The following is a 24,139-nucleotide window of genomic DNA, read 5'->3' as shown; positions in this document are numbered from 1 at the left end:
GGAACAAAAAAAATGCGTCGTGCCGACCAGCCTCGGCACGACGCATTTTGCGTGAGAGCCGTCAACGTCGCATGAGGCCCATTACCAGCGTCACGAGGAAAATCACGAGGAATATGAAGAACAGGATCTTCGCGATGCCCGCCGCGCCCGCCGCGATACCGCCGAATCCGAGCGCGGCAGCGATGATCGCGATGATGAAAAAGACCAACGCGTAATACAACATGATGTTATCTCCCTCTCGTCCGAGTACGCCGCGCGCCCCATGTGCGCGGAGTTCTCTAGCGTAAGCAAGCAGTATTCCTTACCGGATGGAGCATCGTTTTCTGCCGTGCTATCCTTGGCCTCGTCCTGCATACGCCATCAAACCCGCATCACGCTGCGAGCGCGGATCACGCGTTTTTTACATTGCCGTCAAGAAGACCCGTTACCTGCCGTTAATCAAAAAAAAGGGGACGTGTATTTGAAACGGCGTGTCGAACGCTCGTTCGCGCGCTGCTTCGCGTTATCGAATGGTCATGCATTACGGGCACCATTCCAGCGAAGCAATCCCTGCAAACAGGGCCATGCTCGCATGGTTGACGATCTGCGGTTCAAGGTCGATCGCTTCGCCATCTTGAGCATCAAGACATGCGCGCGGGCATCCCACCACCGAAGCACGATAAGAGACACACGTTCGGATGCCATTCCTCCGACGATTGCTTTAGGGCGCCGCGCGTGCGGGCCCATTGGACAGAATTGATGAAACCGGCAAGGAATTCGCTGCGGTCACGCGTTGGCCGATATATCGCTTATGGTGTGATCGCGGCCGCGCTCGTGACGGGCGCGGGCTTTCTGCATTGGCGCCATGAAGTGCGGGCCGCGCAATCGCAGACGGCGGCGCTGACGGGCGTCGCCAATCAGATGCGCCATGACGCATCGCCGTGGACGCATCGCGAGAAAGACGCATCGGAAATGCTGACCGATATTCGCGCGAAGAATGTCGCGACGATCGGCGTGAGTCCCGACGCGATTCTCGTCTCCACGACGAAGGGCGAGAAGTATTACGTGGCCGATCATAACGGCGCGTTCTCCAACGCATTGCTGCTCGGCGATATGAAGCCCGACGCGGCCTCGCCGTATCAACTCGTATGGCTGCCCGACGCCAACGTGCGCACGGGCATTGCGCGCTGGAGCGAGATGTTCGACCGTTCGCGCGACGCGCTGAGTCTCTTGCTGCCGCTCCTGATGATCGGCGGCCTTCTCTGGTTCATGCGCCGCGAAATGCGCGGCGGCGCGCAATTGCTCGGCGAATCGCCGACGCTGCGTTTCGATGACGTCATCGGCGCGGGCGAAGCGAAAGCCGCGCTCAACGACGTGCGCGCGTGGCTCACCGAGCCCGCGCAATTCACCGGCATGGGCGTGCGCGCGCCGTGCGGCATCCTGATGACGGGCGGACCGGGCGTCGGCAAGACGCGGCTCGCGCAGGCGCTCGCGGGCGAATGCGGCGCGAACTTCATCGCGATCACGGGCAGTTATTTCAGCGCGAAGTACTACGGCGTCGGCATTCAGAAGGTGAAGCATCTGTTCGAGCTCGCGCGCAAGAATGCGCCGACCGTCATCTTCATCGACGAAGCCGATGGCCTCGGCAAGCGCACCGATACCGGCGGCGGCCCGGTCGAAGCGGAAAGCAATCGCATCATCAATCAACTGCTCGCGGAGATGGACGGCTTCGCTTCGAACGAAGGCGTCATCATCGTCGCGGCGACGAATCATCCCGACAATCTCGATGAAGCGCTGCGTCGTCCCGGCCGTTTCGATCGCACGGTGCAAGTGCGTTTGCCGGGCGTCGAAGATCGCGCGGACATCCTGCGTTTCTACGCGGACAGCTTGAAGACGAAGCGCGACGACATCGACTTCGATCAGCTCGCACGTCTGACGACGGGCCTCTCGCCCGCCACGCTGTCGATGATCGTCAATCAGGCAGGACTCGTCGCGCGCAAGGCGGGCGAACGTGAAGTATCGGCGGCGCATTTCCTCGAAGCGATCAAGATCGCGCGCATCGGCGATGTGAACGGCGCGGAACGCGCGCTATCGGATGACGAACGCACGCGCATCGCGGTGCATGAAGCGGGTCACGGCCTCGTTGCGGCGCTGCTCGGCACCGGCGTGCTCGAAGAAGTGACGATCCTGCCGCGCGGCGGCGCTCTGGGCGTCGCGCTCATCACGAAGATGCAGGACAAGCATCTGTATCGCGAAACCGAATTGCGCAACGAGATTCAGGTGCTGCTCGGCGGACGCAACGCGGAACTGCTCATGTTCAAGGAAGCATCGAGCGGCGCGGCATCGGATCTTCAGGAGGCGTCGCGCATCAGCCTCGATATGGTGTCGAAGTTCGGCTTCAACGAGGAAGGCAATCTGTTCAGCCTCGCGGCGTTGCCGCAGCAGTATGCGGGCTTGCAGCTCAAGAATTCGATCGGTCATGCGAACGCGTTGCTGCACGATCTGAGCGACGAATGCTTCGCCCTGCTGCAAGCCAACGAGCCGGTGTTGCGCGCGATCGCCGATGAATTGCTCGAATCGGAAACCGTGCCGGGCGAGACGGTTTATCGCCTGATCCGCGAGCATGCGGCGGCTGTCGCGAATGTCGAGGCGGCCAACGAAGTGCTGGCCGCCTGAGCGGTTACTTCTTCACGCGAGCCGTCGCAAATCGAACGGCGTCTCGCGCAGGCGCTTGCCGGTCAGCGTGAACACGGCATTGGCAACGGCCGGCGCAACCGACGGGCTCGACAACTCGCCTACGCCGCCAGGCTTCGCCGGATCGCCCTGCATGATGCGTATGTCGATGTCGGGCATGTCGCTCATACGCATCACGGGATACGCATCGAAATTGGTCTGCTGAACCTGGCCGTGCCGAATGTCGATGCGGTCGGCGAGTGCGTGTCCGAGTCCCCACATCAAGCCGCCGTATAGCTGCTCTTCCACACCGCCGGGCGACACCGCGAGCCCGCAGTCGGCCACGCACGTGAGCTTCTCGATCACGATACCGTCATCCTTGCGCGAGACGCGCGCGATCACCGCGACATAACTGCCGTACGCGCGATTCGTCGCAACGCCGAGCGCGGTGCCGCGCGGCAACGGCTTGCCCCAACCGGCCCGCATCGCGGCCTCGCGCAATACCGCGACATGGCGCGCGTCCTTCATATGCGCGATGCGAAAGTCCACCGCATCACGATGTCCCTTATGCGCGGCTTCATCCATGAACGATTCGACCGCGAACACGTTCGGGATATAACTCACCGCGCGATACCAGCCCGTTGGCACGCCCGTTTCATGACGCACCCAGCCGATATCTACATTCGGCGCGCCATACGCGAACTCGAACTTGCTGATTGCTTCCGTGGTGCTGTAGTCCATGCGATCGGGACGATCGAAATAGCCCGGCTCCCATTGTTCCGGCGATGCCGGCATCACCGCGCGCAGTTGCAGCGCCGAAAGATTGCCGCGTGCATCGAGCGTGGCCTTTGCGCGATGATGACTCGCCGAGTGATAGAAGAGCGCGCGCATTTCGTCCTCGCGGCTGTTCATCAGCTTGACGGGCTTGCCGGTTTGCAACGCGAGCCATGTGACTTCGAAGAGCCAGTACTTCGATTCGCGCGCACCGAAGCTGCCGCCCGAAACCAGTTCATGCAGCACGACACGATCGGCCGGAATGCCGCCGATGACTTGCGCCGCCTCCTGCGCCGTCGACGGAACTTGCAAGCCGCCCCAATACGCAATGCCGCCGTCCTTCGACCACGCCGTCACGTTGATGGGTTCGAGCGGATTCGCGGCCTTGTACGGCATCGAATAAGACGCCTGAATCACGCGCGCGCCATGCTTGAGGATGGCATCGGCGTCGCCGTTCGTGATGGTCGGCACGACGCGCGCAGCGGGATCGTCGAGCCATGCAGCCTGGCGCGCGGGCACATCGCGGCTATCGAAGTTTTCGAACGGACTGTCTTCCCATTCGACGCGCAATGCGGCTTGTCCCTTGCGCGCGGACCAGTAGTCGTCGGCGAGAATGGCGACGCCCGCCTGATTGCCGCCGAGCACATCGGGACGTCCGGGTATCGGCAGCACTTGCCGCACGCCGGGCACGGCGAGCGCCTCTTTCGCATCGACGCTGCGCACGCGCGCGTCGATGACGGGCGCACGCGTCACGACCGCGACGAGCATGCCGGGCAAACGCACGTCGATGCCATACGCGAACGCGCCGCATACCTTCTGCGCCGCGTCGCGCTTCTTGCTCAGCTTGCCGATGTACCTGAATTGCGATGCGTCTTTCAACGGCACGTCTTTTGGCGCGGGCAAGCTCGCGGCGATGACGGCAAGCGATCCATAGCTGGCACGCGCGCCGCTCGCGTTGTCGATCACGAAGCCGTTATCGGTCGAGCACGTTGACGGCGATACCTTCCATTGTTTCGCGGCGGCTTCGATCAGCATGGCACGCGCAGTCGCGCCCGCGCGCCGCAAGCGATCGTATTCCAGCGAGACGCTCGTGCTTCCGCCCGTGGAAAACACCTTCCACAAGGGATGAATGTAATCGGCATAGAAAGGATTCTCGGGCGTGATGACGTCGATGCTAAACGGATCGACATCCAGCTCTTCGGCGACGAGCGCGGCGAGCGCGGTGCGCGTGCCCGTGCCCGAATCGTGCTTGTGGACGACGAGCTTGATCGTGTCGTCGGGCAGCACGCGCACCCATGCGTTCGGCTCGAATTCGCCGTCACGCGGAAGAGCATCGCCGTTCTTCGCCAACGCATCGGGCAATCGAAATCCAACGGATAGTCCCGCTGCCAGCAGCGCCGAACTCTGCTTGATGAAACGACGGCGCGCTGCGTGATGTTCGATACGCATTCAGACCTCCGCCGCCGCGCGCTTGATGGCCTTGCGGATGCGCGCATACGTTCCGCAGCGGCAGATGTTGCCGGACATCGCAGCGGCGATGGCGTCATCGCTCACGGACGGTTTGCCCTTCAGAAACGCCGCTGCCTGCATCAACTGTCCCGACTGACAATAGCCGCATTGCGGCACGTCTTCCGCAACCCACGCGCGCTGCAACGGATGCGTGCCGTCCCTGGAAACACCTTCGATGGTCGTGATGCGCCTGCCCGCCACGGCCGCTATCGGCAGCAGGCACGAACGCACGGCCTCGCCATCGAGATGCACTGTGCATGCGCCGCAAAAGCCCCCGCCACAGCCGAATTTCGTGCCCGTCAAACCGATGCGATCGCGCAGCACCCACAACAGCGGCATGTCTTCCGGTACATTGTCGAGCGAGTGCCGCGCGTCATTGACGACGATTTCGATCATGCGCTGTCTCCTGAATGTCGTTCGAGCTTGCGGCCATTATCGGAAGCCGTCATGCAAGAACGCCAGCGACGATTTCTTTGATCACCCGTAAGCCTGGCTAACACCCATGTTGAAGCGCTACCCTTCGATCCAGTCGATGCAGGCCTTCTTGCAGGCGGCGCGCGCCGGCAGCTTTTCGAGCGCGGCGCGTCAGTTGTCGCTCACGCATAGCGCGATCAGCCAGCAGATCCGCACGCTCGAAGAGTTCGTCGGCCAGCCGCTGTTCGTGCGCGAAGGCGCGCGCGTCGTGCTCACCGATGCCGGCGCGCTCTTCGCGAATCAGCTAGGCGATGGCTTCGAGCAGATCGATCGCGCGTTGTCGTCGGTGAAGGAGCGCGCGGTGAAGCAGTCGATTACGCTCGACGTCGATCCGGAGCTTGCGCAAAGCTGGCTGGTCGCGCGCCTGCCCGCGTTGCTCGGCGCATTGACGGGCACGTCGCTGACGATGCTTTCCGCGCCACGTCATGACCGCAGCGCGTTCGAACGCGTCGATCTCGCGCTGCGTTACGGCTATGGCGAATGGGACGGCTTCGAGAACGCGCTCATCTGCGGCGACCGTCTGACGGTCATGGGCTCGCCCGCATTGTTAAGCGCGCGCGGACTCAGCGTGCCGCTCGCGCCGGAACAAGTGCTCGCGCTGCCCTTGCTCGGCTACACCAAGCGCTCGTGGATTCCGTGGCTCGCCGCGGCGGGCCTGCCGGAAGCGGAGCCGCACGCAGTCGCCGTCTTTGACAACGCTGCGGGGCTGATCGCCGCCGCGAGCGCGGGCGTCGGCGTGGGACTTGCGCGCGGCCTGCTCGCCGCCGACGCGCAACGCGACGGCAAGCTCGTCGAACTCACACGCGTCGAGATTCCGACGCACTACAACCTCTACGCCGTGTGGCCGCGCGAGAAGTCGGCACGCGTTGCGCCGCTCGTCGATGCGATACGCGAGCTCGTCGCGCAAACGGTCAACGCACGCGATCCGGACTGACGACTTCGCGCACGGTATCGAGAAACCGCGCCAGCACCGGCGACGGCGTGTCCGCGCGATAACGCGCATGAAGCGAGACTTCGGGCGCGGGCGCTGCGAGCGGCACGAATGCCACGCCGCCGCCCGACAGCTGTTGCGCCGATGCCGGCAGCAGCGCAATGCCGAGCCCTTCGCGCAACAGACATAGCAGCGTATGCAGTTCGACGACTTCCTGCTCGATGCGCGGCGTGAATCCCGCTTCGACGCAACAGTCGCGCAGAAACCGCGCGAGTTGCGATTGCAGCAGACCAAACGACAGAAAGCGCTCGGCTTCAAGCTCACGCAGCGCGATATCCGCGCGTGAAGCGAGCGGATGCGCGAGCGGCAATGCGACCACGGCAGACTCGCGCAACACGACTTCGCTGACGATCTCCGGATCTTCGTGCGACACGCGAAAGAAGCACACGTCGAGCCGCCGCTCTTTCAGCGCCTGAATCTGCGCGGCGGGCGTCATCTCGTGAAGCGTCCATCTGACTTGCGGATGCTTGCGCGCGAACTCGCCGAGCGCGCGTGGAATCGGCTCGACCATCGCCGAGCTGATGACGCCGATCTCGAGACTTCCCACTTCGCCACGTCCCGCGCAACGCGTGAGATCGATCGCGCGCTCGAACTGCGCGAAGATCAGCGGCGCCTGTTCTTTCAGTGTTTTCCCTGCCTCGGTGAGTTCGACGCGATGTTGCGAGCGCAAGAAAAGCGCAGTGCCCATCTCCTCTTCAAGGATGCGGATCTGCTGACTCAGGGGCGGCTGCGAAATGTGCAGGCGCGCGGCTGCGCGGCCGAAATGGAGTTCATCGGCGAGCACCGCGAAGTACCGCAAAAGCCGCATGTCCATATCGCTAACGTATCAAGATCGTGGTCAAAAAATATTGTACAGAGCGCGCATAACTTGTGAGACTGCATCGCAAGCAGCAGTGCACGTCAGTGTGACACTCGATGCCGGCGAGGGGAAGGCGCATCAACGCGTCTTGCAAAAGGCCGCATGGGCAAGCTCGCAAGAGCTCTTGTTCCATCGACGCGCCTGCCCGCGATCCGGCAACTGGACACGCCAGTTCCCCTCAAGGAGATCGAGACCCATGATCATCGACACAAGCTGTTATCCGACCAATCTCGTCGACCTCGCCTGGCGCCATGACGGCGAACCCTTTTCGGGCGAGCGTCTGATCGAGGTGATGGACGGCCCGTACATCATCAACGGCAAGCCGCGTCGCATCGACAAGGCATTCATCCAACCGCCGCAAGGCAACACCATCTATACGTGGACCGATGGCGTGAGAAGCGGCCGCGAGTCGATCGACGACTACATGGCGTACACCGTCGAGATGACGCAGAAGTATCCCGACCGCCTGCTCGGCTGCTTCGTCTATAACCCGCGCTGCGGCCCCGAGAACGGCGCCGACGCAATCGAGTTCTACGCGAAGGAACACGGCTTCAGGATGGTGCAGTTGCAGGCCAACATGCACGCGTATCGGCCGGACCGCGCGCTCGACTGGCTGCGTCCCGCGTTGCGCAAATGCGCGGACCTCGGGCTCATCGTGAAGCTGCATACCGGCGACGGACCGTACAGCATTCCGAGCGAATGGTATCCGCTGATCCGCGAGTTTCCGTCGGTGCCGTTCATCATGGCGCACTTCGGCGTGCAGACCGGCGGCGTGTATTGCTTCGAGCCTTATCAGATGGCGCTCGATACGCCGAACGTCTATTGCGAATCGAGCTGGTGCCTGCAATCGCGCATCGTCGAATTCGCGAAGGTATTGCCGACGCACAAGATTCTCTATGGCTCCGACACGCCGCCCAACGAACCGGGCATGTGGCTGCGCCTGCTCGAAGTGCTGTGTCACGAACCGCCGCAAGGCCTCAATCTCGACGAAGACACGCTCGAGGATTATCTCGGCAACAACCTCGCGCGCATGCTCGGCATCGAACCGAGCGCGCCGCCCAAAAGCGTCGAAGAAGCGCAAGCCAATCTCGACCAATACAAAGAAGCTGACTACGCAGGAGCGCGCTGATGATCATCGATACCCATCTGCATCCGACCAATCTCGTCGACGAAGCCTGGCGGCACACGGGCGAGCCGTTCACCGGCGAACGCCTTCTCAAGATGATGGACGGTCCGTACATCATCAACGGCAAGCCGCGCCGCATCGACATGGGTTTCATCCAGCCGCCGCCGGGAAACACCGGCTATCGCGACGGCAACCGGCGCGGGCGCGAAGGCATTCGCGATTACATGTCGTATATCGCGGAGCTGACGCAGAAGTATCCCGATCGTTTCATCGGCAACTTCACGTATAACCCGCGCTGGGGTCCGGAAAACGGCGCGGCGGAACTCGAATTTCACGTCAAGGAATACGGCTTCAAGATGCTCAAGCTGCACGCGAACATGCATGGCTATCGGCCGGATCGCGCGCTCGACTGGCTGCGCCCTGCGATGAAGAAATGCGCCGAGTTGGGCGTCGTCGTGCTGATTCACACAGGCGATGGACCGTACACGATTCCCACGCAGTTCTATCCGATCATCCGCGAATTCCCGATGGTGAATTTCATCATCGGTCACTTCGGGATCCAGACGGGCGGCAATTACTCGTTCGAAGCCTTCTGGATGGCGATGGATACGCCCAACGTGTATTGCGAATCGGGCTGGTGCTATCAGTCCCGCATCGTCGAGTTCGCACGCGAGTTGCCGCGCAACAAGATCGTGTTCGGCACCGATTCGCCGCCGAACGAGCCGGGCATGTGGCTGCGCGAACTGGAGATGCTGTGCGGTCCCGCGCCGCAAGGCATGGACCTCGATGAGGACGGTCTCGAAGACTACATGGGCAATAACATCGCGCGACTGGTGGGCATCGAGCCGACCAAACCGCCGAAGGACCTGGCCGAAGCGGAGAAACGATTGAAGGCCACGTATGTAAAGAACGACGAAGTCGCGCAGACGGCCTGATGTCATGCGGGCGCGGTCGCTCACGCGCCCTTCTTTCTCTCGACGGAGCTCACGATGGCCGATAACCTCTTTCGCGCCACGCAGGACTTTCATTGCTTTGCGCACGCCTATCGCGAGCAATATCCCCACGATGTGCTGACGCTCACGCAACAGTTGTCCGCCGATCAGGACGTCACCGCGATCGTCGCCGCGCTTGCCGCGCGCGGGCAGCATCCGATGCTCGTATGCGAGCACGTCGAACGTATCGCAACGCCTTTGGCGACCAACTTCTTCGCATCGCGCGAGCGTATCGCCCGTCTGTTCGATGTCGATGCGCGCGGCCTCTTCGACGCCTATCAGCAACGCGCGAATGCACCGATCGCGCCGCTGTATGTCGCGCGCGGTCCCGTGCTCGATGAAGTCGTCGAAGCCGACGCGGTCGATCTCGCGCATGTGCCGATGATTCGCCACTTCGCCACCGATCGCGGCGCGTACATCACGAACGCGGTATTCGTCGCCGAAGATCCGGTGACCGGCATCGCGAACATGAGCTATCACCGTTCGATGCTTCATGCGAGGAACGCGCTCGCAACGAGCCTGCATTCGCGCGGTCATCTGTGGCGCATGTTGCAGACGGCGAAGGCGCGCGGCGACACGCTCAAGGTTGCGATGGTCATCGGCGCGCATCCGTTGTTCATGCTCGCGGCGGCATCGCGCGTGCCGTTCGGCACAGACGAGCGCGCCATCGCCGGCGGACTGTTCGGCGCACCGCTCGAACTGGTACGCACGCCGCGTTATGGCATTGGCGTGCCGGCGGCCGCGGAGTTCGTGCTCGAAGGCACGATCGATCCCGATGCGCGCGCCGATGAAGGTCCGTTCGGCGAGTTCACCGGCTATTCGTCGGACCGTTCGACCAACAACGTTATGCGCGTCGATACGATGATGCGCCGCCGCGATGCATGGCTCGTCGATGTCGTCGGTGGTCCGTATGCCGAGCATCTCACGCTCGCTCGTCTGCCGCGCGAAGCGGAAATGAGCGAGAAGCTGAAGGCGCGTTTCCCAGCGGTCACTGCGCTGCATTACCCGAACTCCGGCACGCATTTTCATTGCTATGTGGCGCTGAATCAGACGCGCGATGGCGAAGCGCGTCAGATCATGCTCGCGTTGCTGGGCTGGGATCCGTATCTCAAGCATGTCGTCGCCGTCGATGGCGATATCGACATAACCGACGACTCGCAAGTGCTCTGGGCGATCGCGGCACATGCGCAACCGCATGACGATGTGTTCATCGTCGGCGGATTGCCGGGCAGCCCGCTCGATCCTTCTTCGTCCGTCGAAGGCACCACATCGCGCATGGGCATCGACGCGACGCGCGGCTCGCAATTCGACGGCATACGTGCGCGCATCGGCGAAGATGCGATGCAACGTGCAGCCGCCATTTTGAAAGGAGCCGCACGATGAGCACGCGGCGCATCGCGGTCGGTATCAGCGGCGCATCGGGCTTCACGTACGGCGTGCGCCTTCTGGAATTGCTGCGCGAACTCGACATCGAAACGCATGTGACGATCTCGCGCAGCGCGCTTCTGACGATGCAGCAAGAGACCGAACACAAGCTCGCCGATGTCAACGCGCTCGCGAGCTTCACCTATCGATGCGATGACATGGCCGCCGCCATTTCGAGCGGTTCGTTCAGCACGCTCGGCATGATCGTCGCGCCGTGCTCGATGAAGACGCTCGCCGAAATCGCCGGCGGACTTTCATCGAGCCTCATCTCGCGCGCCGCCGACGTCACGCTCAAGGAGCGACGCCCGCTCGTGCTGCTGGCACGCGAAACGCCGTACACGCTGGCCCATCTGCGCAACATGATCGCCGTCACCGAAATGGGCGGCATCGTCGCGCCGCCGGTGCCCGCGTTCTACGCGCGCCCTGCTTCGCTCGACGAGATGATCGATCACACGCTCGGCCGCGTGCTGGATCTCTTCGGCCTCGATTGCAACGTGGTTCGACGCTGGAAAGAACATAAAGCTGACTGACTCAAAGGAGACAAGCAATGACTCACATCCATACGACTCATAACGCGTTCCAGAAGATTCCGGTCACGGTGCTGACCGGCTTTCTCGGCGCGGGCAAAACCACGCTGCTCAACTACATCCTCCGCGAAAAGCATGGACACAAGATCGCGGTGATCGAGAACGAGTTCGGCGAAGTCGGCATAGACGGCGGGCTCGTGCTCGAATCGACCGAAGAGATCTACGAGATGACGAACGGATGCGTATGCTGCGTCGGCGCAGTGCGCGAAGACCTCGTGCGCATCGTGAGGATGCTGGTGGAGCGGCCCGAGCGGCTCGATCACATCATCGTCGAGACGAGCGGGCTCGCCGATCCGTATCCTGTCGCGCAGACCTTCTTCGTCGACGATCCGATTGCGCAACGCGTGACCCTCGATGCCGTCGTGACGATGGTCGATGCAAAGCATATCGCCGCGCATCTGGACGATCTCGTGCTCGACGGCCGCGACAACCAGGCGGTCGATCAGATCGTGTGCGCGGATCGTATCGTCGTCAACAAGGTGGACCTCGTGACGGCGCAGGACATCGCTTCATTGAAAGAGCGGCTGCGCGGGCTCAACGCAACGGCTGAAATCGTCGAATCGAGTTTTGCGCAGATCGATCTGCACACGATTCTCGGCGTGGGCGCGAACGAGTTCGCGCAGCAGCTCGTCGAAGCGGACGACGATCACGATGACCACCACGACGATCATCACCACGACGAAAGCGTGAGCTCGGTAGGCGTCGAAGTCGATGCCGATATCGAACTCGACGCGCTGCAAGCGTGGCTCGCCGAACTGCGCGCATCGGATGCGACGAACCTCTTTCGCATGAAGGGCATCTTCGCCGTGAAAGGACAGCCGTATCGCTACGTGCTGCAAGGCGTGCACGACATCATCGAATTGCGCGCGGCGCAGGCGTGGGGCTATGAGCCGCGTTCGAGCCGAATCGTGTTCATCGGACGCGAACTCGACCGCGCCGCGCTGACCGAGCGCTTTCATGCCTGCCTTGCGGTGCCTGTCGCGGCCTGACGAACGCAGCCGCCGATAACGATAATCAGGAGACACGTTGATGAACACCGACCAACATCCCGTCGATCGCATCCTGCCCAAGCGGCAGATGATCACGCTCGGCCTGCAACATATGCTCGTCGCTTACATCGGCGCGATTGCCGTGCCGTTGATCGTCGCATCCGCATTGAAGATGTCGCCCGCTGACACCACCGTGCTCATCAGCACGGCGCTTCTCTGCTCGGGCATCTCGACGGTGCTGCAAACCGTCGGCGTATGGAAGTTCGGCGTGCGTCTGCCTATTCTGCAAGGCGTCGCGTTCAGCAGCGTGGGACCGGTCATCGCGATCGGCCTGAGCCCCGGCGTCGGCTTCGCGGGCGTGTGCGGCGCGGTGATCGGTGCGGGCGTGTTCACGATGTTCGCCGCGCCGCTCGTCGGACGTTTGCGGCGTTTCTTTCCGCCTGTCGTGACCGGCTGCATCGTCACCGTGATCGGACTGCAGCTCTTTCCGGTCGCGTATCAATGGGCGGGCGGCGGTGAGAACGCGCGGCACTTCGGCGCGTTGCCGTTCCTTTGCGTCGCGTTGTTCGTCGCGCTCGTGATTCTCGCCGTCAACCGCTTTGCCAATGCGTTCCTGCGCAATCTGTCGGTGCTGATCGGACTTGTCGCGGGCAGCGTGCTTGCCTGCTCGCTCGGCATGGGCGACTTCGCCAACGTCGCCAACGCGCCGTGGTTCACGATGCCGTTGCCGTTTCACTTCGGCATGCCCGTGTTCTCCGTGGTGCCCGTTCTGACGATGATCGTCGTAATGGTCGTGCAGATGATCGAATCGATGGGTCTCTTCGTCGCGATCGGCGATATCGTCGACAAGAACATCAGCGAGGAAGACGCGGTGCGCGGCATGCGCGCGAATGGTCTCGCGAGCGCGATAGCCGGAATGTTCGCCGCGTTCCCGTTCATCGCATTCATGGAGAACGTGGGACTCGTGATCCTGACAGGCGTGCGCAGCCGATGGGTCGTGGCGGTGAGCGGCGTGCTGATGTGCGTCGTCGCGCTGGTGCCCAAGATCGGCGCGGTCGTCGCATCGACGCCTGCCGCTGCGCTCGGCGGCGCGGGCATCGCGATGTTCGGCGTCGTGGTCGCGGCGGGGGTGCAGACGCTCTCCAAAGTGGACTTCGAGCGCAACCGCTACAACGTGCTGATCGTCGGCTTCACGATCGCGACCGCGCTCATCCCGGTGATGGCGCCGCAAGTGTTCAAGCAGATGCCCGACTGGACGCAGCCCTTCGTGCACAGCGGCGTCGTGCTCGCGTGTCTCGTGTCGGTCGTGCTGAACGCCGTGCTCAACGGCGCACATGAGGAAGACGTCGTACCTGCGCCCAGCATGGTGCGCGAGTAAAACGTGTTGAAAGGACAAGCGTTCATGAACATCTCAAACGAAGCATTACTAATCAAGCATCCCGTCGCGGTGATGAGCGGATTGTGTGGCGACGCCGCACGGCTCGGCAACGTCGATATTCGCATCCGCGATGGCGTCATCCGCGCCATCGCGCCGAATCTCGACGCGCGCGACGACGAACGCGTCATCGATGCGCGCTCGTGCGTCGCCTATCCAGGCTGGGTGAACACGCATCATCACCTGTTCCAGAACCTGCTGAAAGCGGTGCCTTCAGGCATCAACGCCGATCTGCAGGAATGGCTCGCCGCGGTGCCGTATCCGCGGCTCGCGCGCTTCACGCCGGACCTCGCGCGTGTCGCTGCACGCCTCGGCATGGCCGAACTACTTTTGTCGGGCGCGACGACGTGCGCGGATCATCACTATCTCTATCACGCGGAAGGCTCCACGGAAACAGGCGATCTGCTTTTCGACGAAGCGGCGTCGTTCGGCCTGCGCTTCGTGTTGTGCCGTGGCGGCGCGTTGCAGGCGGCAGGCGATCATCCGGGCTTCTCGAAGGTCGCGTTAAAGCCCGAGACGCTCGATCAGATGCTTGCCGATATCGAACGCCTGAAGGCGCGCTATCACGATGCCCGCGCGACATCGATGCGCCGCGTCGTCGTTGCGCCGACGACGCCGACCTTCTCTCTGCCGCCCGATCTTCTGCCTGAGATCGCACGCGCGGCACGCGGCATGGGCTTGCGCATGCACACGCATCTTTCGGAGACGCAACGTTATGTCGATTTCTGCCGCGAGCGCTTCGACAAGTTGCCGGTCGAATTCGTCGCCGATCACGAATGGCTCGGACCCGATGTGTGGTTCGCGCATCTCGTGCATCTCGAAGCGAGCGAGATCGCGATGCTCGCGGAGACCGGCAGCGGCTGCTCGCATTGCCCGATGAGCAACGCGCGGCTTGGCAGCGGCATCGCCCCCGCACCGCAAATGTCCGCGGCGGGCGTGCCGATGTCGCTCGGGGTCGATGGCGTCGCGTCGAACGAATCGGGCAGCATGATCAAGGAGGCGCATTTCGCGTGGCTCGTGCATCGCGCGGCGCAGGGCGCATCGGCGACGACGATCGAGGAGACGATTCACTGGGGCAGCGCGGGCGGCGCAAGCGTGCTCGGTCTCGATGCAGTAGGCACGCTCGAAGTCGGCAAGGCGGCGGACCTCGTTCTCTATGACATCGACGATCCGCGCTTCTATGGCTATCACGATCTCGCCGTGGCGCCCGTGGCATCGGGCGAGCCGGCGCGCGTTCGCTACAACATCGTGAACGGCCGCGTGGTCGTCGATGACGGCGTGATCCCGGGCCTCGATCTCGACGCCCTGCGACACGAAGCCGCCGAGGGCGTGAAAGTGCTGTTGGCAGATTAGAGGGACATTGCCATGGTTAGGATGCGCTTTCCGCCCGACGTGGATATGCCTGCGCTATCGAGTTGGAGGAAGTTATTCCGGCTGCGCCTGTGAAGCGCGAAACGTGCGATCACACTGCGTCACCGCTCTTCTTTCGAGACCGGTATTCCGTTGGCGACATCAGAAATTGCTTTCTGAATACCTTCGAAAATCTTTCGCCATTGGTCAAACCGGTCCTGCGCGCAATCTTGTCGATCGGCAAGTCGCTCTTAATAAGCAATTCGCAACTCAAATCGAGACGCGCACGCAAAAGATACTGCGAAGGCGTCAGACCGATCTCACGCTTGAACAGCCGCAGAAAGTTGCGCTCGCTCATCGCAACGGTGCGAGCCGCGTCGCCGACGGAGATGGGACGGCCGCAATTGCGCTCCAGCCAGCGCGCGGATTCCTGCGCTTTCTCGGCGAGCGTCGTCGTGCCGATGGTACTCAGCATGATTGGCAGATGCTGATCGTTGGACGAGGCCAGCCGGTCTGCCAAAGCCGTTGCGATGTCATAGCCGAGATCGCGCTTCACCAGCGCCAGCGAGTTGACGAGCGCATCGCCGCGTTCGGTCGACGTCGTGCTTTTCAATGTTCCGCCAGCCCATACGCCGCGTCCCATCGAAGCCCAGTCGCGCCGGGCGACGCCCGCGGCGGCGAGCAGCGCGTCGCCATTGCCGAGCGAACCGACCGCGCCGCTTTGCGAACACGCGATCCTCAATGACTCGAGGAGACTTTCATCCGCAGCTGCGCGCGTCACGCCAGCGCCGCCTGCGATGTATAGCGCGTCGAAGCCCTGAAAGCGCTGGCCACCTAAGCGCTCGGTCCACACACAGACCGACGATGAACAAGCTATCGCGCCACCGCGGGCGGAGACGAGACGAACGCTATAGGTCACGCCATTGCTCAGGATAGCGGATTGCAACTCGTTGGCGATATGAAGCGCCTCGGCAAGCGTTCCAGCGCCCAGAAGAGAAAATCCGTCATACAACATGATTCCTATGAGCTTTGTGCTTCTCTCTTCCGCTGCATGATAGAGACCGCTCGACTCTGCATCGCCGAAGGCTGTAACGTTCGACATGGCGTTATCTTCCTATGTTTCGGTTGCAGGTCTGCGGATCGCAGGCCGTACCGATGCCGTCGATTCCGTACTATTTCGGGAGCGTAGTTTCCTATTGCATCCGTTCTTTCCGCCATGGCGGCGAAAAGCATGGTTTTGGCCGAGATCGGCGCGTTCGGCCGCGATAACAACACGACTGTTCGATCTCTTCGGCTGTTTGAAAATAAGTGCATGAAAGTTATGGAAAGGCGCTTAATACGGAGTTCGAACTATGTCGTTTCGCGGCGCCTAAACAAAAGACCGTGTTGCGGAATGACCTATTCGGATCACCTTCATCCTCCGGGATCGAAGACTCGATGATCTCCGAAACATAACTTCTATTTCCGTCATCGCCTTGTCAAAACCGGCCTCGCGGCCTGCACAGGCGGCCCGGCCAACATCTTGCCGAATTCCGTCACGCATGAAGTCGCGATTCGTGCGAAGGCTACGCTCTGTCTTGAACCGGAACGTCAAGTGAGACTTGTTATCGAGCGGCGCTTCGGTCACCTGGACGAATGCGCCATTGCGCGGACATGCGTTGGGCACCAACTCTAATTCGGAGTGGCTCACATGAGTTTCAGCACGCGATACTCGCAATACTATGATCTTTTCTATCACGAGAAGAACTACAAGGCGGAGGCCGCGTTCGTCACCGACCTGCTCGGTCGATATGGAATAGTCAGCGGCCATCTTATGGATCTCGGTTGCGGGACAGGACGCCACGCGGCGGAGCTTGCGGCCACCGGCTTTTCGGTTTCCGGCATCGACATGAGTTTCGACATGCTCGCACGCGCCGATGCGAGACGGACTTCACTGCCGGGCACGGTGGCGAAGAGACTGAAGTTTCAGCAGGGCGATGCGCGAAGCGTCCGCACCGAAGAGCTATATGACGCGGTCGTCTCGCTGTTTCATGTCGCAAGCTATCAGACGACGAACGCCGATTTCATGGCGATGTGCCACACCGCAGCGACTCATCTGCCGCGCTCAGGACTCTTTCTGTTCGATTGCTGGTACGGTCCCGCCGTGCTGGCCGACCCGCCCAAGGTTCGCATCAAGCGCGCCACGAGCGATGAAACGGCGGTAATCCGCATCGCCGAACCGCTGATGCGTCCTCATGAGAATACCGTCACCGTCAACTACACCATCATGATGACGGACGGAAAGACGCAATGCGTCGAAACCGTTCTCGAGACGCACGTCATGCGTTATATGTTCAAGCCTGAAGTCGAGTTGATGCTCGATCTCAGCGGCTTCGAAGTGCTCGACAGCGTGAGATGGATGGGCGGCGAACTTAGCGCCGCCGATCTGTCGGCGACCTTCGTCGCGAGAAAGAGATGATGCCTGCATCGCGCACGCCGGGCGCGATGCTTACGCTTCAGTAAGCGTTGGCCCCGCGCAGACCCTTGAACACCGTCGCGGCAATGATCCGCATATCGAGTGCGAAAGTCCAATTTCCCAAATAGTACAAATCATGGGCCACGCGCGCCTCCATCTTTTCGATCCGGTCCGTTTCCCCACGAAAGCCATTGACCTGCGCCCATCCGGTGATGCCCGGTTTGATGCGGTAACGATGGATATAACCTTGCACGACTTTCTGGTAGAGATCGTCATGTTCGAGCGCATGTGGACGCGGTCCCACGACCGACATGTCGCCGAGCAGGACGTTGAAGAATTGCGGCAGCTCGTCGAGACTCGTGCGCCGGAGAAACGCACCGACACGCGTCACGCGCGGATCATTGCGCGTAGCCTGTTTCAGCATGCCGGACTGTTCGATATGCAGGCGCATCGACCTGAACTTGTAGATGGTGAATTCGCGTCCGTCCGCGCCCTTGCGCCGCTGTCTGAAGAATACGGGCCCGGGCGAACTAAGCTTGACCGCGATTGCGATAACGATCAGAAGCGGCGCGACCGCGATGAGCGCCGCGAGCGCGAACAGCCGGTCGAAAACATCCTTCTGCAATAGCGCTCTTTGCGAAAGCGGCGAAGCGACGAGATTGATCGCCGCCACCCCGAGCAAATCGCTCACGCCGCTTTCGAAGAGGGCCAGGCTGCGCACGTCGGGAATGAATCGCACGTTGACGAGATCGTCGCGAAACTCATTCACGAACCGCAGAATGGCTTTCTCCTGCGATAGCGGCAATGCAAGCCAGACTTCATGTACATGCTGCTCGCGAGCGTGGCGCACGAAGGTGTCAAAATCTTCGAAGACCGGCACTGTTGAAGTTATCGGCAATTCGGCCGATGCGTTGAATACCGCGACCGTACGAAAACCCGAATGGCTCGCGCGCTCGATTCTTTTCATGATCGACTCGCAATGCCGCCCGCAACCGACGACCGCCACGTCATGAAAGTTCATCCCGGCGTGACGCATGCGCGCGAGCACCGCATGCGTGACGAGACGGCCCACGATCATCAGCGCGCCCGACATCGCAGTCCAGTACGCGAACCAGAGGCGCGAGACATCATCGAGCCGATGCAGCGAGAACATCAGCACGAGGACGCACGCCTGCACCACGAGCCATGAGAGCGACACGCGGCTCGTCAGCACGAGCTTGCTGCGCCCGCGCCACGACTCGTACACGCCGAAGCCCGGGAACAATACGAGCGAAAACGCCGCAGCAAAGGCCACGAACGGCACGTAATAGCCCGGTTCGGCGATGTTGTCGAACCTGATCCGCGATGCAACGGTGGCCCCTCCGACGACCATCGCGACATCGAAGAGCCTTGCCAGCAATCCTTGAATATCGCGCATGTCATGCCCCGCCTTCGTGAGCTTTGTCGATAACATCAGATACGGCCATAGCAGTCATCCAGCCGCACGATATCGTCTTCGCCGAGATACGAACCCGATTGAACTTCGATGATCTCGAGCTGCACCTTGCCAGGATTTTCCAGCCTATGCCGGACGCCGAGCGGAATGTAGGTCGATTCATTTTCCGACAACAGAAACTGATCGTCCCCGCGCGTGACGAGCGCGGTGCCGCGCACGACGACCCAATGCTCCGCACGATGATGGTGCATTTGGAGCGAAAGTCGTGCGCCAGGCGCCACGACGATGCGCTTGACCTGGAAACGCTCGCCATGTTCGATCGAATCGTAAAAGCCCCATGGACGACGAACCTTGCGATGCGTTTCGGCCTCGGGCGCATGCTGTTCGCGGATGCGCGCGACAAGGCGCTTGATGTCCTGCGCGTGCGAGCGATCGGCGACCAGCACGGCATCGTCGGTATCGACGACAACGACGTTCGACGTGCCGACGCACGCGACGAGCCGTCCGCCATCGGAGCGCGCGTAGCTCGACGTCGCGCCTTCGAAGACCACGCGGCCGCTTCCGACATTGCCCAAGCCGTCCTTTTCCATGGCCTCCCATACTGCGTCCCACGATCCCAGGTCTGACCATCCCGCCGACAGCGGCACGACTACGCCGTTGCAAGGCGAGCCAGCGTCGCCGATATGCTCCATCACCGCGTAATCGATCGAATCGGAAGGCACACGGCCGAACTGATTCGGACACGGACGAAAGAAATGGCCATCGGCTTTGCCGTCTTTCAGTGCCGCCGTGCATGTCGCATGCATATCGGCATTGAGACGCGCCAGGGCATCGAGCCACACGCTCGCGCGAACGACGAAGATGCCGCTGTTCCACCAGTATGTTTGTGCAGCGAGGTATTGCGCGGCGAGTTCGGCGGCAGGCTTTTCTACGAAGCGGTCGATAAGATGAGCACCCTTCTCCAGCGCTTCGCCGAGACGAATATAGCCGAAGCCGGTATCGGGACGCGTCGGCGGAACCCCTAACGTCACGATCATTCCGCTATCGGCGTAGTCCGCGGCGATCGATATCGCTTCATGCAGCGCGCCAAGATCGGCGATCGAATGATCGGAAGGCATCGCGACGAGAATCGCGTCTTCGTTGCCTTCGACGGCCGCAAGCGCCGCGAGCGTCAGTGCGGGCGCAGTATCACGACGCGCGGGCTCGACAATGATCCGCGCATCGACGCCGCATAACCGCACTTGTTCCTCGGTCGTGAAACGATGCTCTTCGCCACACACGATGATCGGATGCATATCGACGTCGAAGTCGCCGGAGAATCCGTCCATTCGTAACACCGTAGCCTGAAGCAGCGAGTCACGTCCGACCACGCCAATCAGTTGCTTCGGAAACTGCTCGCGCGACATCGGCCAGAGGCGCGTGCCCGATCCTCCCGCGAGTATGACCGGCACAATGCGACGGCAAGACTGCATAAGCGGCGCTAGCGCGTTGGCCATCGACATCGAGTCGGTCGAACGCATTGCATTCTCCATGGCTGCACTCCGTGGTGTTACGACCCATCATCGATGCGACTGATGACGGTCATATGAAGCAGGCAATGTCCGCGAGCATGGCTTGCGGAGCTTCTAGACATACTCGGCCATCATGTTCCGGACCGCGGCCACCGCTTGATCCTGCTGCGCTTCGGTTAGTGCAAGTCCGCTCGGCAAATAGAAACCGCGCCGGCTCATGCGCTCGGCGACCGGATAACTTTCGCCCTCGAATAACCCTTGCTTGCGAAATACAGGCTGCTCGTGCATGGGCCAGAAGAATGGCCGCGCGCTAACGCCCGCATCGGCGAGTATTGCGCGTGCTTCGTCCGCGCCGATGGGCAGGCGATCATCCAGCACCACGCCGAACACCCAATAGATGTTCTCGGCATAAGAACACGCAACAGGAGCAAGTTCCAGGCCCCTTACATCATGCAAAAGCGCTTCGTAACGCCGCCCCAGTGCGCGCTTTCTCGCGATGCGTTCATCGAGCTTCTCGAACTGCGCAAGCCCGACCGCAGCCTGAAGACTGCTCATACGATAATTCCAGCCTAGCTCCTCATGCACGAACCGCCTCTCGGGCTTGAAGCAAAGATTTCGCAAACTCCTTGCGCGCGCCGCCAGTGCATCGTCGTCGCAGAGAATCATGCCGCCTTCGCCCGTCGTGATGTGCTTGTTCGCGTAGAAGCTGAAGCAGGAGATATCGCCGAAGCTGCCGCATTGCTTTCCTTCATAGGTGAGCCCGATAGCCTGCGCCGCGTCTTCGATCACAGCCAGGCCGTACTTCTTCGCGAGGTCCAGCACCGGCTTCATGTCGACCGGCAAGCCGAAGGTATGTACGGCCATGATCGCGCGCGTGCGGCTCGTGATGGCCGCTTCGATTTTCGCTACGTCCATGTTCCATGTATCCGCATTCGAATCGACGAGCCGCAGTCGCGCGCCGGTTCGAACGATCGCCGATGCACAGGAGATGATCGTGTGCGTGGGGATGATGACTTCATCGTCCGGCTCGAAACTCAGTGCAGCGGCGGCGACGTCGAGCGCCGCGCTTCCGTTTGCGACGGCGATCGCATGCTTGCGGCCTACATATGCAGCCATTGCGCGTTCGAAGCGCTCGACGAATACGCCGTCCGACGAGATCCAGCCGCTTTCGATGCATTCGTTCAGGTATGTCCTCTCGTTTCCCTCGAGCAGGGGTTCGTTTACTGGAATCATCAGGTCCCTCTCCTGGTGTCAAGATCGATGCTTGATGGCTCGTCTGAGCCGGTCCGTTCAAGGACGAATCGATCCCGTAACGGCCTGCATGCGTTCACGCAGCATAGGATTGGGGAAAGCCGCGCCAGGCGGGGTGGCCGAATCTGCCATGACGTTGGCTGAGGCGGGTCTCGCGGGTAATGAGCCGTCCATGGCGCATAGATGGCGGCCGCGTCATCGATGACGAGAAAGCCCGGTCGCGACAATACCTTGCCAACGTCCGCCACAAGCTGATGATTGACCGAATGCCTCGCTAATCTGGCAATCGCACATCGGGCCTCACGTTCCGATCAACGCACATCAATGGACGATTGAGCACCAACATGAATAAAGGCTCTCGGATATTTATTGCCGGGCATAAGGGCATGGTCGGCTCGGCCCTTCTCCGGCATCTCGCCAGTCGCGGCTATCACCATTTGGTTACCCGTTCCAGACAGGAACTCGACTTGCTCGATCAGCGCGCTGTGGCCGATTTCTTTGCGCACGAGCGCATCGATGTCGTGCTGCTCGCCGCTGCGAAGGTCGGCGGCATACACGCCAACTCCACTCAACCGGCCTCGTTTCTCTATGAGAATCTCGTCATCGAAACGAATGTGATCCACGCGGCCTTCAAGAAGCGCACGCCCGAGCTGGTCTTCTTCGGTTCGTCGTGCATCTACCCGAAGTATTGCCCTCAACCCATCAAGGAAGAATATCTGCTGACGAGCGCCTTCGAGCAGACCAACGAGGCATATGCAATCGCCAAGATTGCGGGGCTCAAGCTGTGTGAGGCATATAACCGCCAGCATGGGATGCGGTATATCTCGGTGATGCCTACGAACTTGTACGGTCCGAACGATAACTATGATCTGCAGAACGGGCACGTTCTGGCCGCGCTGATCCGAAAGGCACACGAAGCGAAGCTGAACGGACTCCAATCGATCTCCGTCTGGGGATCGGGCTCGCCGAAACGGGAATTCCTGCACGTCGACGATCTGGCATCGGCGGTATTCGCGTTGCTCGACAGCCATAACGCCGAGGGCATGTTCAATATCGGATGTGGACGCGACATAGCAATCGCGGACCTCGCCCGCCTCGTCTGCGACGTCGTAGGCTTTCAGGGCTCACTGGAATTCGATAGCTCGAAACCGGATGGCACGCCGAGGAAATTGCTGGATGTATCCAGGCTATCCGCTTTGGGCTGGACGCCCACGATCTCGCTCAGAGAAGGCATCGCGGCCACTTATGCCGACTTCACGAAGAACGCGCAGCGCACCGGGTACGTCGACGCGTGACGCTGGTATTCACGCGAACATAATCAACAGGAATCGAACATGTTTCGCATGGTGGTGGATCAATTGAGGAAACTGCGTCGTAGTGAAACATTCAAGTACTCGCTTGCCGCGCCCAGCCGCGCGATGTTGTTTGCACGGCAGCGGCAGAATCACGGTGTGTTTTCGATCGAGATCAGGGAAAACTGCGGCTTCTTCGCGATCATGCAAATGGTTCTCTTCATCCTTATGCACTGTGAAGAGAACCGCCTGACTCCGCGAATTTCGGCGCGAGGCGGCCTGTACGGCGATGTGAAAGGAACGATCGACTGGTTTTCGGCGCTCTTCGAAAGCGTCCGGCCGGAGAACGGGCACGCCACGTCGCATAAGGTTCGGACATCCACCGTGCGCGATCCGGTTCAACTGGGTTTCCGGCAACGGTATGACGCAGCGCTTCGTCTGCGAAGCGCGAGCGATCTGTTCCGCTCGTATTACCGGCCCGCGGCGCACATCCGGGAAGAAGTCGAATCGACCTGCGCAAGACTCGGGATCAGCGCCTCCACGTTGGGCGTGCACTTCAGAGGCACTGACAAGAAGTTTGAAGCGGTGACGCTTCCGTGGGTCGATTTCTGCCGGCTTGTCGATAAGACGCTCATGCTCAACCCGCAATTGACCAACATATTTGTTTCCAGCGACGAGCCGGCTTTCATCGAATTCTTCAGTGCGTGGCCGTTCGAGCGTCCGATCAATGTCGCGCCCGCGAAACTGTTATCCAACGGCGATAAGCCAGTGCACTTCAGCGGTCATCCCGGGCTGGAGATCGGACGAGAAGCGCTGGTATCGAGTCTGCTGCTTTCGAACTGCGGCCATCTTGTGAAGATGCCGTCCTATCTGTCGGCCTGGTCAAAAATATTCAATCCTGACTTGCCAGTGACATTGGCTGCGCCGCCAAAATCCAGAGAGTTCTGGTTTCCCGACAGTCAGATCTGGATTGGGCAAGAGCAGAACATGAGCGGCGTCCCCGCCTGAAGCACTCACCGTTCTCTAAACCGG

General features: G+C 61.3%; 20 protein-coding genes. 12 read left to right on the top strand and 8 right to left on the bottom strand.

Features of this window, described 5'->3' with window-relative positions; translation table 11 throughout:
• Nucleotides 1-61 precede the first annotated feature (61 nt).
• The gene (locus NCT05_RS29790) at nucleotides 62-223 is read right to left on the bottom strand and encodes a DUF1328 family protein (protein ID WP_008346326.1); all 162 of its coding nucleotides are present in this window, start codon (nucleotides 221-223) and stop codon (nucleotides 62-64) included.
• A 515-nt stretch (nucleotides 224-738) separates the two neighbouring features.
• On the opposite strand from NCT05_RS29790, the gene NCT05_RS29785 reads away from it, so the two are divergent.
• On the top strand, nucleotides 739-2,655 hold the full coding sequence (locus NCT05_RS29785; RefSeq protein ID WP_033536019.1) for an AAA family ATPase: 1,917 nt from the start codon (nucleotides 739-741) through the stop codon (nucleotides 2,653-2,655).
• A gap of 12 nt (nucleotides 2,656-2,667) precedes the next feature.
• On the opposite strand, the gene NCT05_RS29780 is transcribed toward NCT05_RS29785, so the two are convergent.
• Nucleotides 2,668-4,875, bottom strand: a complete 2,208-nt coding sequence (locus NCT05_RS29780) for a xanthine dehydrogenase family protein molybdopterin-binding subunit (protein WP_250503847.1) — start codon at nucleotides 4,873-4,875, stop codon at nucleotides 2,668-2,670.
• Nucleotides 4,876-5,331, bottom strand: a complete 456-nt coding sequence (locus NCT05_RS29775) for a (2Fe-2S)-binding protein (RefSeq protein ID WP_250503846.1) — start codon at nucleotides 5,329-5,331, stop codon at nucleotides 4,876-4,878.
• Nucleotides 5,332-5,437: 106 nt separating this feature from the next.
• On the opposite strand from NCT05_RS29775, the gene NCT05_RS29770 reads away from it, so the two are divergent.
• Nucleotides 5,438-6,343: a LysR substrate-binding domain-containing protein gene (locus NCT05_RS29770; protein WP_034470129.1), complete on the top strand. Its 906-nt coding sequence runs from the start codon at nucleotides 5,438-5,440 to the stop codon at nucleotides 6,341-6,343.
• Here NCT05_RS29770 and NCT05_RS29765 read toward each other — a convergent pair.
• The gene (locus NCT05_RS29765; protein WP_250503845.1) at nucleotides 6,321-7,214 is read right to left on the bottom strand and encodes a LysR substrate-binding domain-containing protein; all 894 of its coding nucleotides are present in this window, start codon (nucleotides 7,212-7,214) and stop codon (nucleotides 6,321-6,323) included. The genes NCT05_RS29770 and NCT05_RS29765 overlap by 23 nt on opposite strands.
• Nucleotides 7,215-7,455: 241 nt before the next feature.
• On the opposite strand from NCT05_RS29765, the gene NCT05_RS29760 reads away from it, so the two are divergent.
• The 7 genes from NCT05_RS29760 to NCT05_RS29730 are packed head-to-tail and all read left to right on the top strand — an operon-like array spanning nucleotide 7,456 to nucleotide 15,166.
• Nucleotides 7,456-8,388, top strand: coding sequence for an amidohydrolase family protein (locus tag NCT05_RS29760; RefSeq protein ID WP_175980243.1), 933 nt, complete (start codon nucleotides 7,456-7,458; stop codon nucleotides 8,386-8,388).
• Nucleotides 8,388-9,320 (top strand): amidohydrolase family protein, encoded by a 933-nt coding sequence (locus NCT05_RS29755; protein WP_175980244.1) that lies wholly within the window; start codon nucleotides 8,388-8,390, stop codon nucleotides 9,318-9,320. Before NCT05_RS29760 ends, NCT05_RS29755 begins: the two co-directional genes overlap by 1 nt.
• A 54-nt stretch (nucleotides 9,321-9,374) precedes the next feature.
• The gene (locus tag NCT05_RS29750) at nucleotides 9,375-10,760 is read left to right on the top strand and encodes a UbiD family decarboxylase (RefSeq protein WP_250503844.1); all 1,386 of its coding nucleotides are present in this window, start codon (nucleotides 9,375-9,377) and stop codon (nucleotides 10,758-10,760) included.
• Entirely contained in the window at nucleotides 10,757-11,332 is a 576-nt protein-coding gene (locus tag NCT05_RS29745; protein ID WP_175980246.1) for a UbiX family flavin prenyltransferase, read from the top strand. Before NCT05_RS29750 ends, NCT05_RS29745 begins: the two co-directional genes overlap by 4 nt.
• A gap of 17 nt (nucleotides 11,333-11,349) precedes the next feature.
• Nucleotides 11,350-12,378: a CobW family GTP-binding protein gene (locus NCT05_RS29740; protein ID WP_250503843.1), complete on the top strand. Its 1,029-nt coding sequence runs from the start codon at nucleotides 11,350-11,352 to the stop codon at nucleotides 12,376-12,378.
• A 40-nt stretch (nucleotides 12,379-12,418) separates the two neighbouring features.
• Nucleotides 12,419-13,756: a nucleobase:cation symporter-2 family protein gene (locus NCT05_RS29735; protein WP_250503842.1), complete on the top strand. Its 1,338-nt coding sequence runs from the start codon at nucleotides 12,419-12,421 to the stop codon at nucleotides 13,754-13,756.
• A gap of 30 nt (nucleotides 13,757-13,786) precedes the next feature.
• Nucleotides 13,787-15,166 carry an isoxanthopterin deaminase gene (locus NCT05_RS29730; protein WP_502801809.1) on the top strand — a complete coding sequence of 460 codons (1,380 nt, stop codon included), beginning with the start codon at nucleotides 13,787-13,789 and terminating at the stop codon, nucleotides 15,164-15,166.
• Nucleotides 15,167-15,275: 109 nt separating this feature from the next.
• On the opposite strand, the gene NCT05_RS29725 is transcribed toward NCT05_RS29730, so the two are convergent.
• Complete coding sequence (locus NCT05_RS29725) at nucleotides 15,276-16,265, bottom strand: GlxA family transcriptional regulator (RefSeq protein ID WP_008346313.1); 990 nt, start codon at nucleotides 16,263-16,265, stop codon at nucleotides 15,276-15,278.
• A gap of 588 nt (nucleotides 16,266-16,853) precedes the next feature.
• Here NCT05_RS29725 and NCT05_RS29720 point away from each other — a divergent pair.
• Complete coding sequence (locus NCT05_RS29720) at nucleotides 16,854-17,621, top strand: class I SAM-dependent DNA methyltransferase (protein ID WP_175980251.1); 768 nt, start codon at nucleotides 16,854-16,856, stop codon at nucleotides 17,619-17,621.
• A gap of 37 nt (nucleotides 17,622-17,658) precedes the next feature.
• On the opposite strand, the gene NCT05_RS29715 is transcribed toward NCT05_RS29720, so the two are convergent.
• The 3 genes from NCT05_RS29715 to NCT05_RS29705 all read right to left on the bottom strand — a co-directional run bounded on the left by NCT05_RS29715 (nucleotide 17,659) and on the right by NCT05_RS29705 (nucleotide 21,797).
• The gene (locus tag NCT05_RS29715; protein ID WP_250503840.1) at nucleotides 17,659-19,035 is read right to left on the bottom strand and encodes an undecaprenyl-phosphate glucose phosphotransferase; all 1,377 of its coding nucleotides are present in this window, start codon (nucleotides 19,033-19,035) and stop codon (nucleotides 17,659-17,661) included.
• Nucleotides 19,036-19,070: 35 nt separating this feature from the next.
• The gene (locus tag NCT05_RS29710) at nucleotides 19,071-20,573 is read right to left on the bottom strand and encodes a mannose-1-phosphate guanylyltransferase/mannose-6-phosphate isomerase (protein WP_502801805.1); all 1,503 of its coding nucleotides are present in this window, start codon (nucleotides 20,571-20,573) and stop codon (nucleotides 19,071-19,073) included.
• A gap of 105 nt (nucleotides 20,574-20,678) precedes the next feature.
• Nucleotides 20,679-21,797, bottom strand: a complete 1,119-nt coding sequence (locus NCT05_RS29705) for a DegT/DnrJ/EryC1/StrS family aminotransferase (protein WP_250503839.1) — start codon at nucleotides 21,795-21,797, stop codon at nucleotides 20,679-20,681.
• Nucleotides 21,798-22,159: 362 nt separating this feature from the next.
• Between NCT05_RS29705 and NCT05_RS29700 the strand changes: the two genes are divergently transcribed.
• Nucleotides 22,160-23,110, top strand: coding sequence for a GDP-L-fucose synthase family protein (locus tag NCT05_RS29700; RefSeq protein ID WP_250441349.1), 951 nt, complete (start codon nucleotides 22,160-22,162; stop codon nucleotides 23,108-23,110).
• A 39-nt stretch (nucleotides 23,111-23,149) separates the two neighbouring features.
• Nucleotides 23,150-24,115, top strand: coding sequence for an O-fucosyltransferase family protein (locus tag NCT05_RS29695; protein WP_250441348.1), 966 nt, complete (start codon nucleotides 23,150-23,152; stop codon nucleotides 24,113-24,115).
• Nucleotides 24,116-24,139: the final 24 nt, after the last annotated feature.

It is taken from the genome of Caballeronia sp. AZ7_KS35 (assembly GCF_023631045.1).
Taxonomy (GTDB): Bacteria; Pseudomonadota; Gammaproteobacteria; order Burkholderiales; family Burkholderiaceae; genus Caballeronia; species Caballeronia zhejiangensis.
This window is presented reverse-complemented; position numbering and strand designations above follow the sequence as displayed.

Bases quoted from the DNA above. Each gene is read 5' to 3' on its own strand.
- NCT05_RS29790 (WP_008346326.1), bottom strand. From the start codon at position 223: ATGTTGTATTACGCGTTGGTCTTTTTCATCATCGCGATCATCGCTGCC.
- NCT05_RS29760 (WP_175980243.1), top strand. From the start codon at position 7,456: ATGATCATCGACACAAGCTGTTATCCGACCAATCTCGTCGACCTCGCC.
- NCT05_RS29780 (WP_250503847.1), bottom strand. From the start codon at position 4,875: ATGCGTATCGAACATCACGCAGCGCGCCGTCGTTTCATCAAGCAGAGT.
- NCT05_RS29775 (WP_250503846.1), bottom strand. From the start codon at position 5,331: ATGATCGAAATCGTCGTCAATGACGCGCGGCACTCGCTCGACAATGTA.
- NCT05_RS29695 (WP_250441348.1), top strand. From the start codon at position 23,150: ATGTTTCGCATGGTGGTGGATCAATTGAGGAAACTGCGTCGTAGTGAA.
- NCT05_RS29710 (WP_502801805.1), bottom strand. From the start codon at position 20,573: ATGCGTTCGACCGACTCGATGTCGATGGCCAACGCGCTAGCGCCGCTT.
- NCT05_RS29740 (WP_250503843.1), top strand. From the start codon at position 11,350: ATGACTCACATCCATACGACTCATAACGCGTTCCAGAAGATTCCGGTC.
- NCT05_RS29750 (WP_250503844.1), top strand. From the start codon at position 9,375: ATGGCCGATAACCTCTTTCGCGCCACGCAGGACTTTCATTGCTTTGCG.
- NCT05_RS29735 (WP_250503842.1), top strand. From the start codon at position 12,419: ATGAACACCGACCAACATCCCGTCGATCGCATCCTGCCCAAGCGGCAG.
- NCT05_RS29745 (WP_175980246.1), top strand. From the start codon at position 10,757: ATGAGCACGCGGCGCATCGCGGTCGGTATCAGCGGCGCATCGGGCTTC.
- NCT05_RS29705 (WP_250503839.1), bottom strand. From the start codon at position 21,797: ATGATTCCAGTAAACGAACCCCTGCTCGAGGGAAACGAGAGGACATAC.
- NCT05_RS29785 (WP_033536019.1), top strand. From the start codon at position 739: ATGAAACCGGCAAGGAATTCGCTGCGGTCACGCGTTGGCCGATATATC.
- NCT05_RS29765 (WP_250503845.1), bottom strand. From the start codon at position 7,214: ATGGACATGCGGCTTTTGCGGTACTTCGCGGTGCTCGCCGATGAACTC.
- NCT05_RS29715 (WP_250503840.1), bottom strand. From the start codon at position 19,035: ATGCGCGATATTCAAGGATTGCTGGCAAGGCTCTTCGATGTCGCGATG.
- NCT05_RS29725 (WP_008346313.1), bottom strand. From the start codon at position 16,265: ATGTCGAACGTTACAGCCTTCGGCGATGCAGAGTCGAGCGGTCTCTAT.
- NCT05_RS29755 (WP_175980244.1), top strand. From the start codon at position 8,388: ATGATCATCGATACCCATCTGCATCCGACCAATCTCGTCGACGAAGCC.
- NCT05_RS29720 (WP_175980251.1), top strand. From the start codon at position 16,854: ATGAGTTTCAGCACGCGATACTCGCAATACTATGATCTTTTCTATCAC.
- NCT05_RS29770 (WP_034470129.1), top strand. From the start codon at position 5,438: ATGTTGAAGCGCTACCCTTCGATCCAGTCGATGCAGGCCTTCTTGCAG.
- NCT05_RS29700 (WP_250441349.1), top strand. From the start codon at position 22,160: ATGAATAAAGGCTCTCGGATATTTATTGCCGGGCATAAGGGCATGGTC.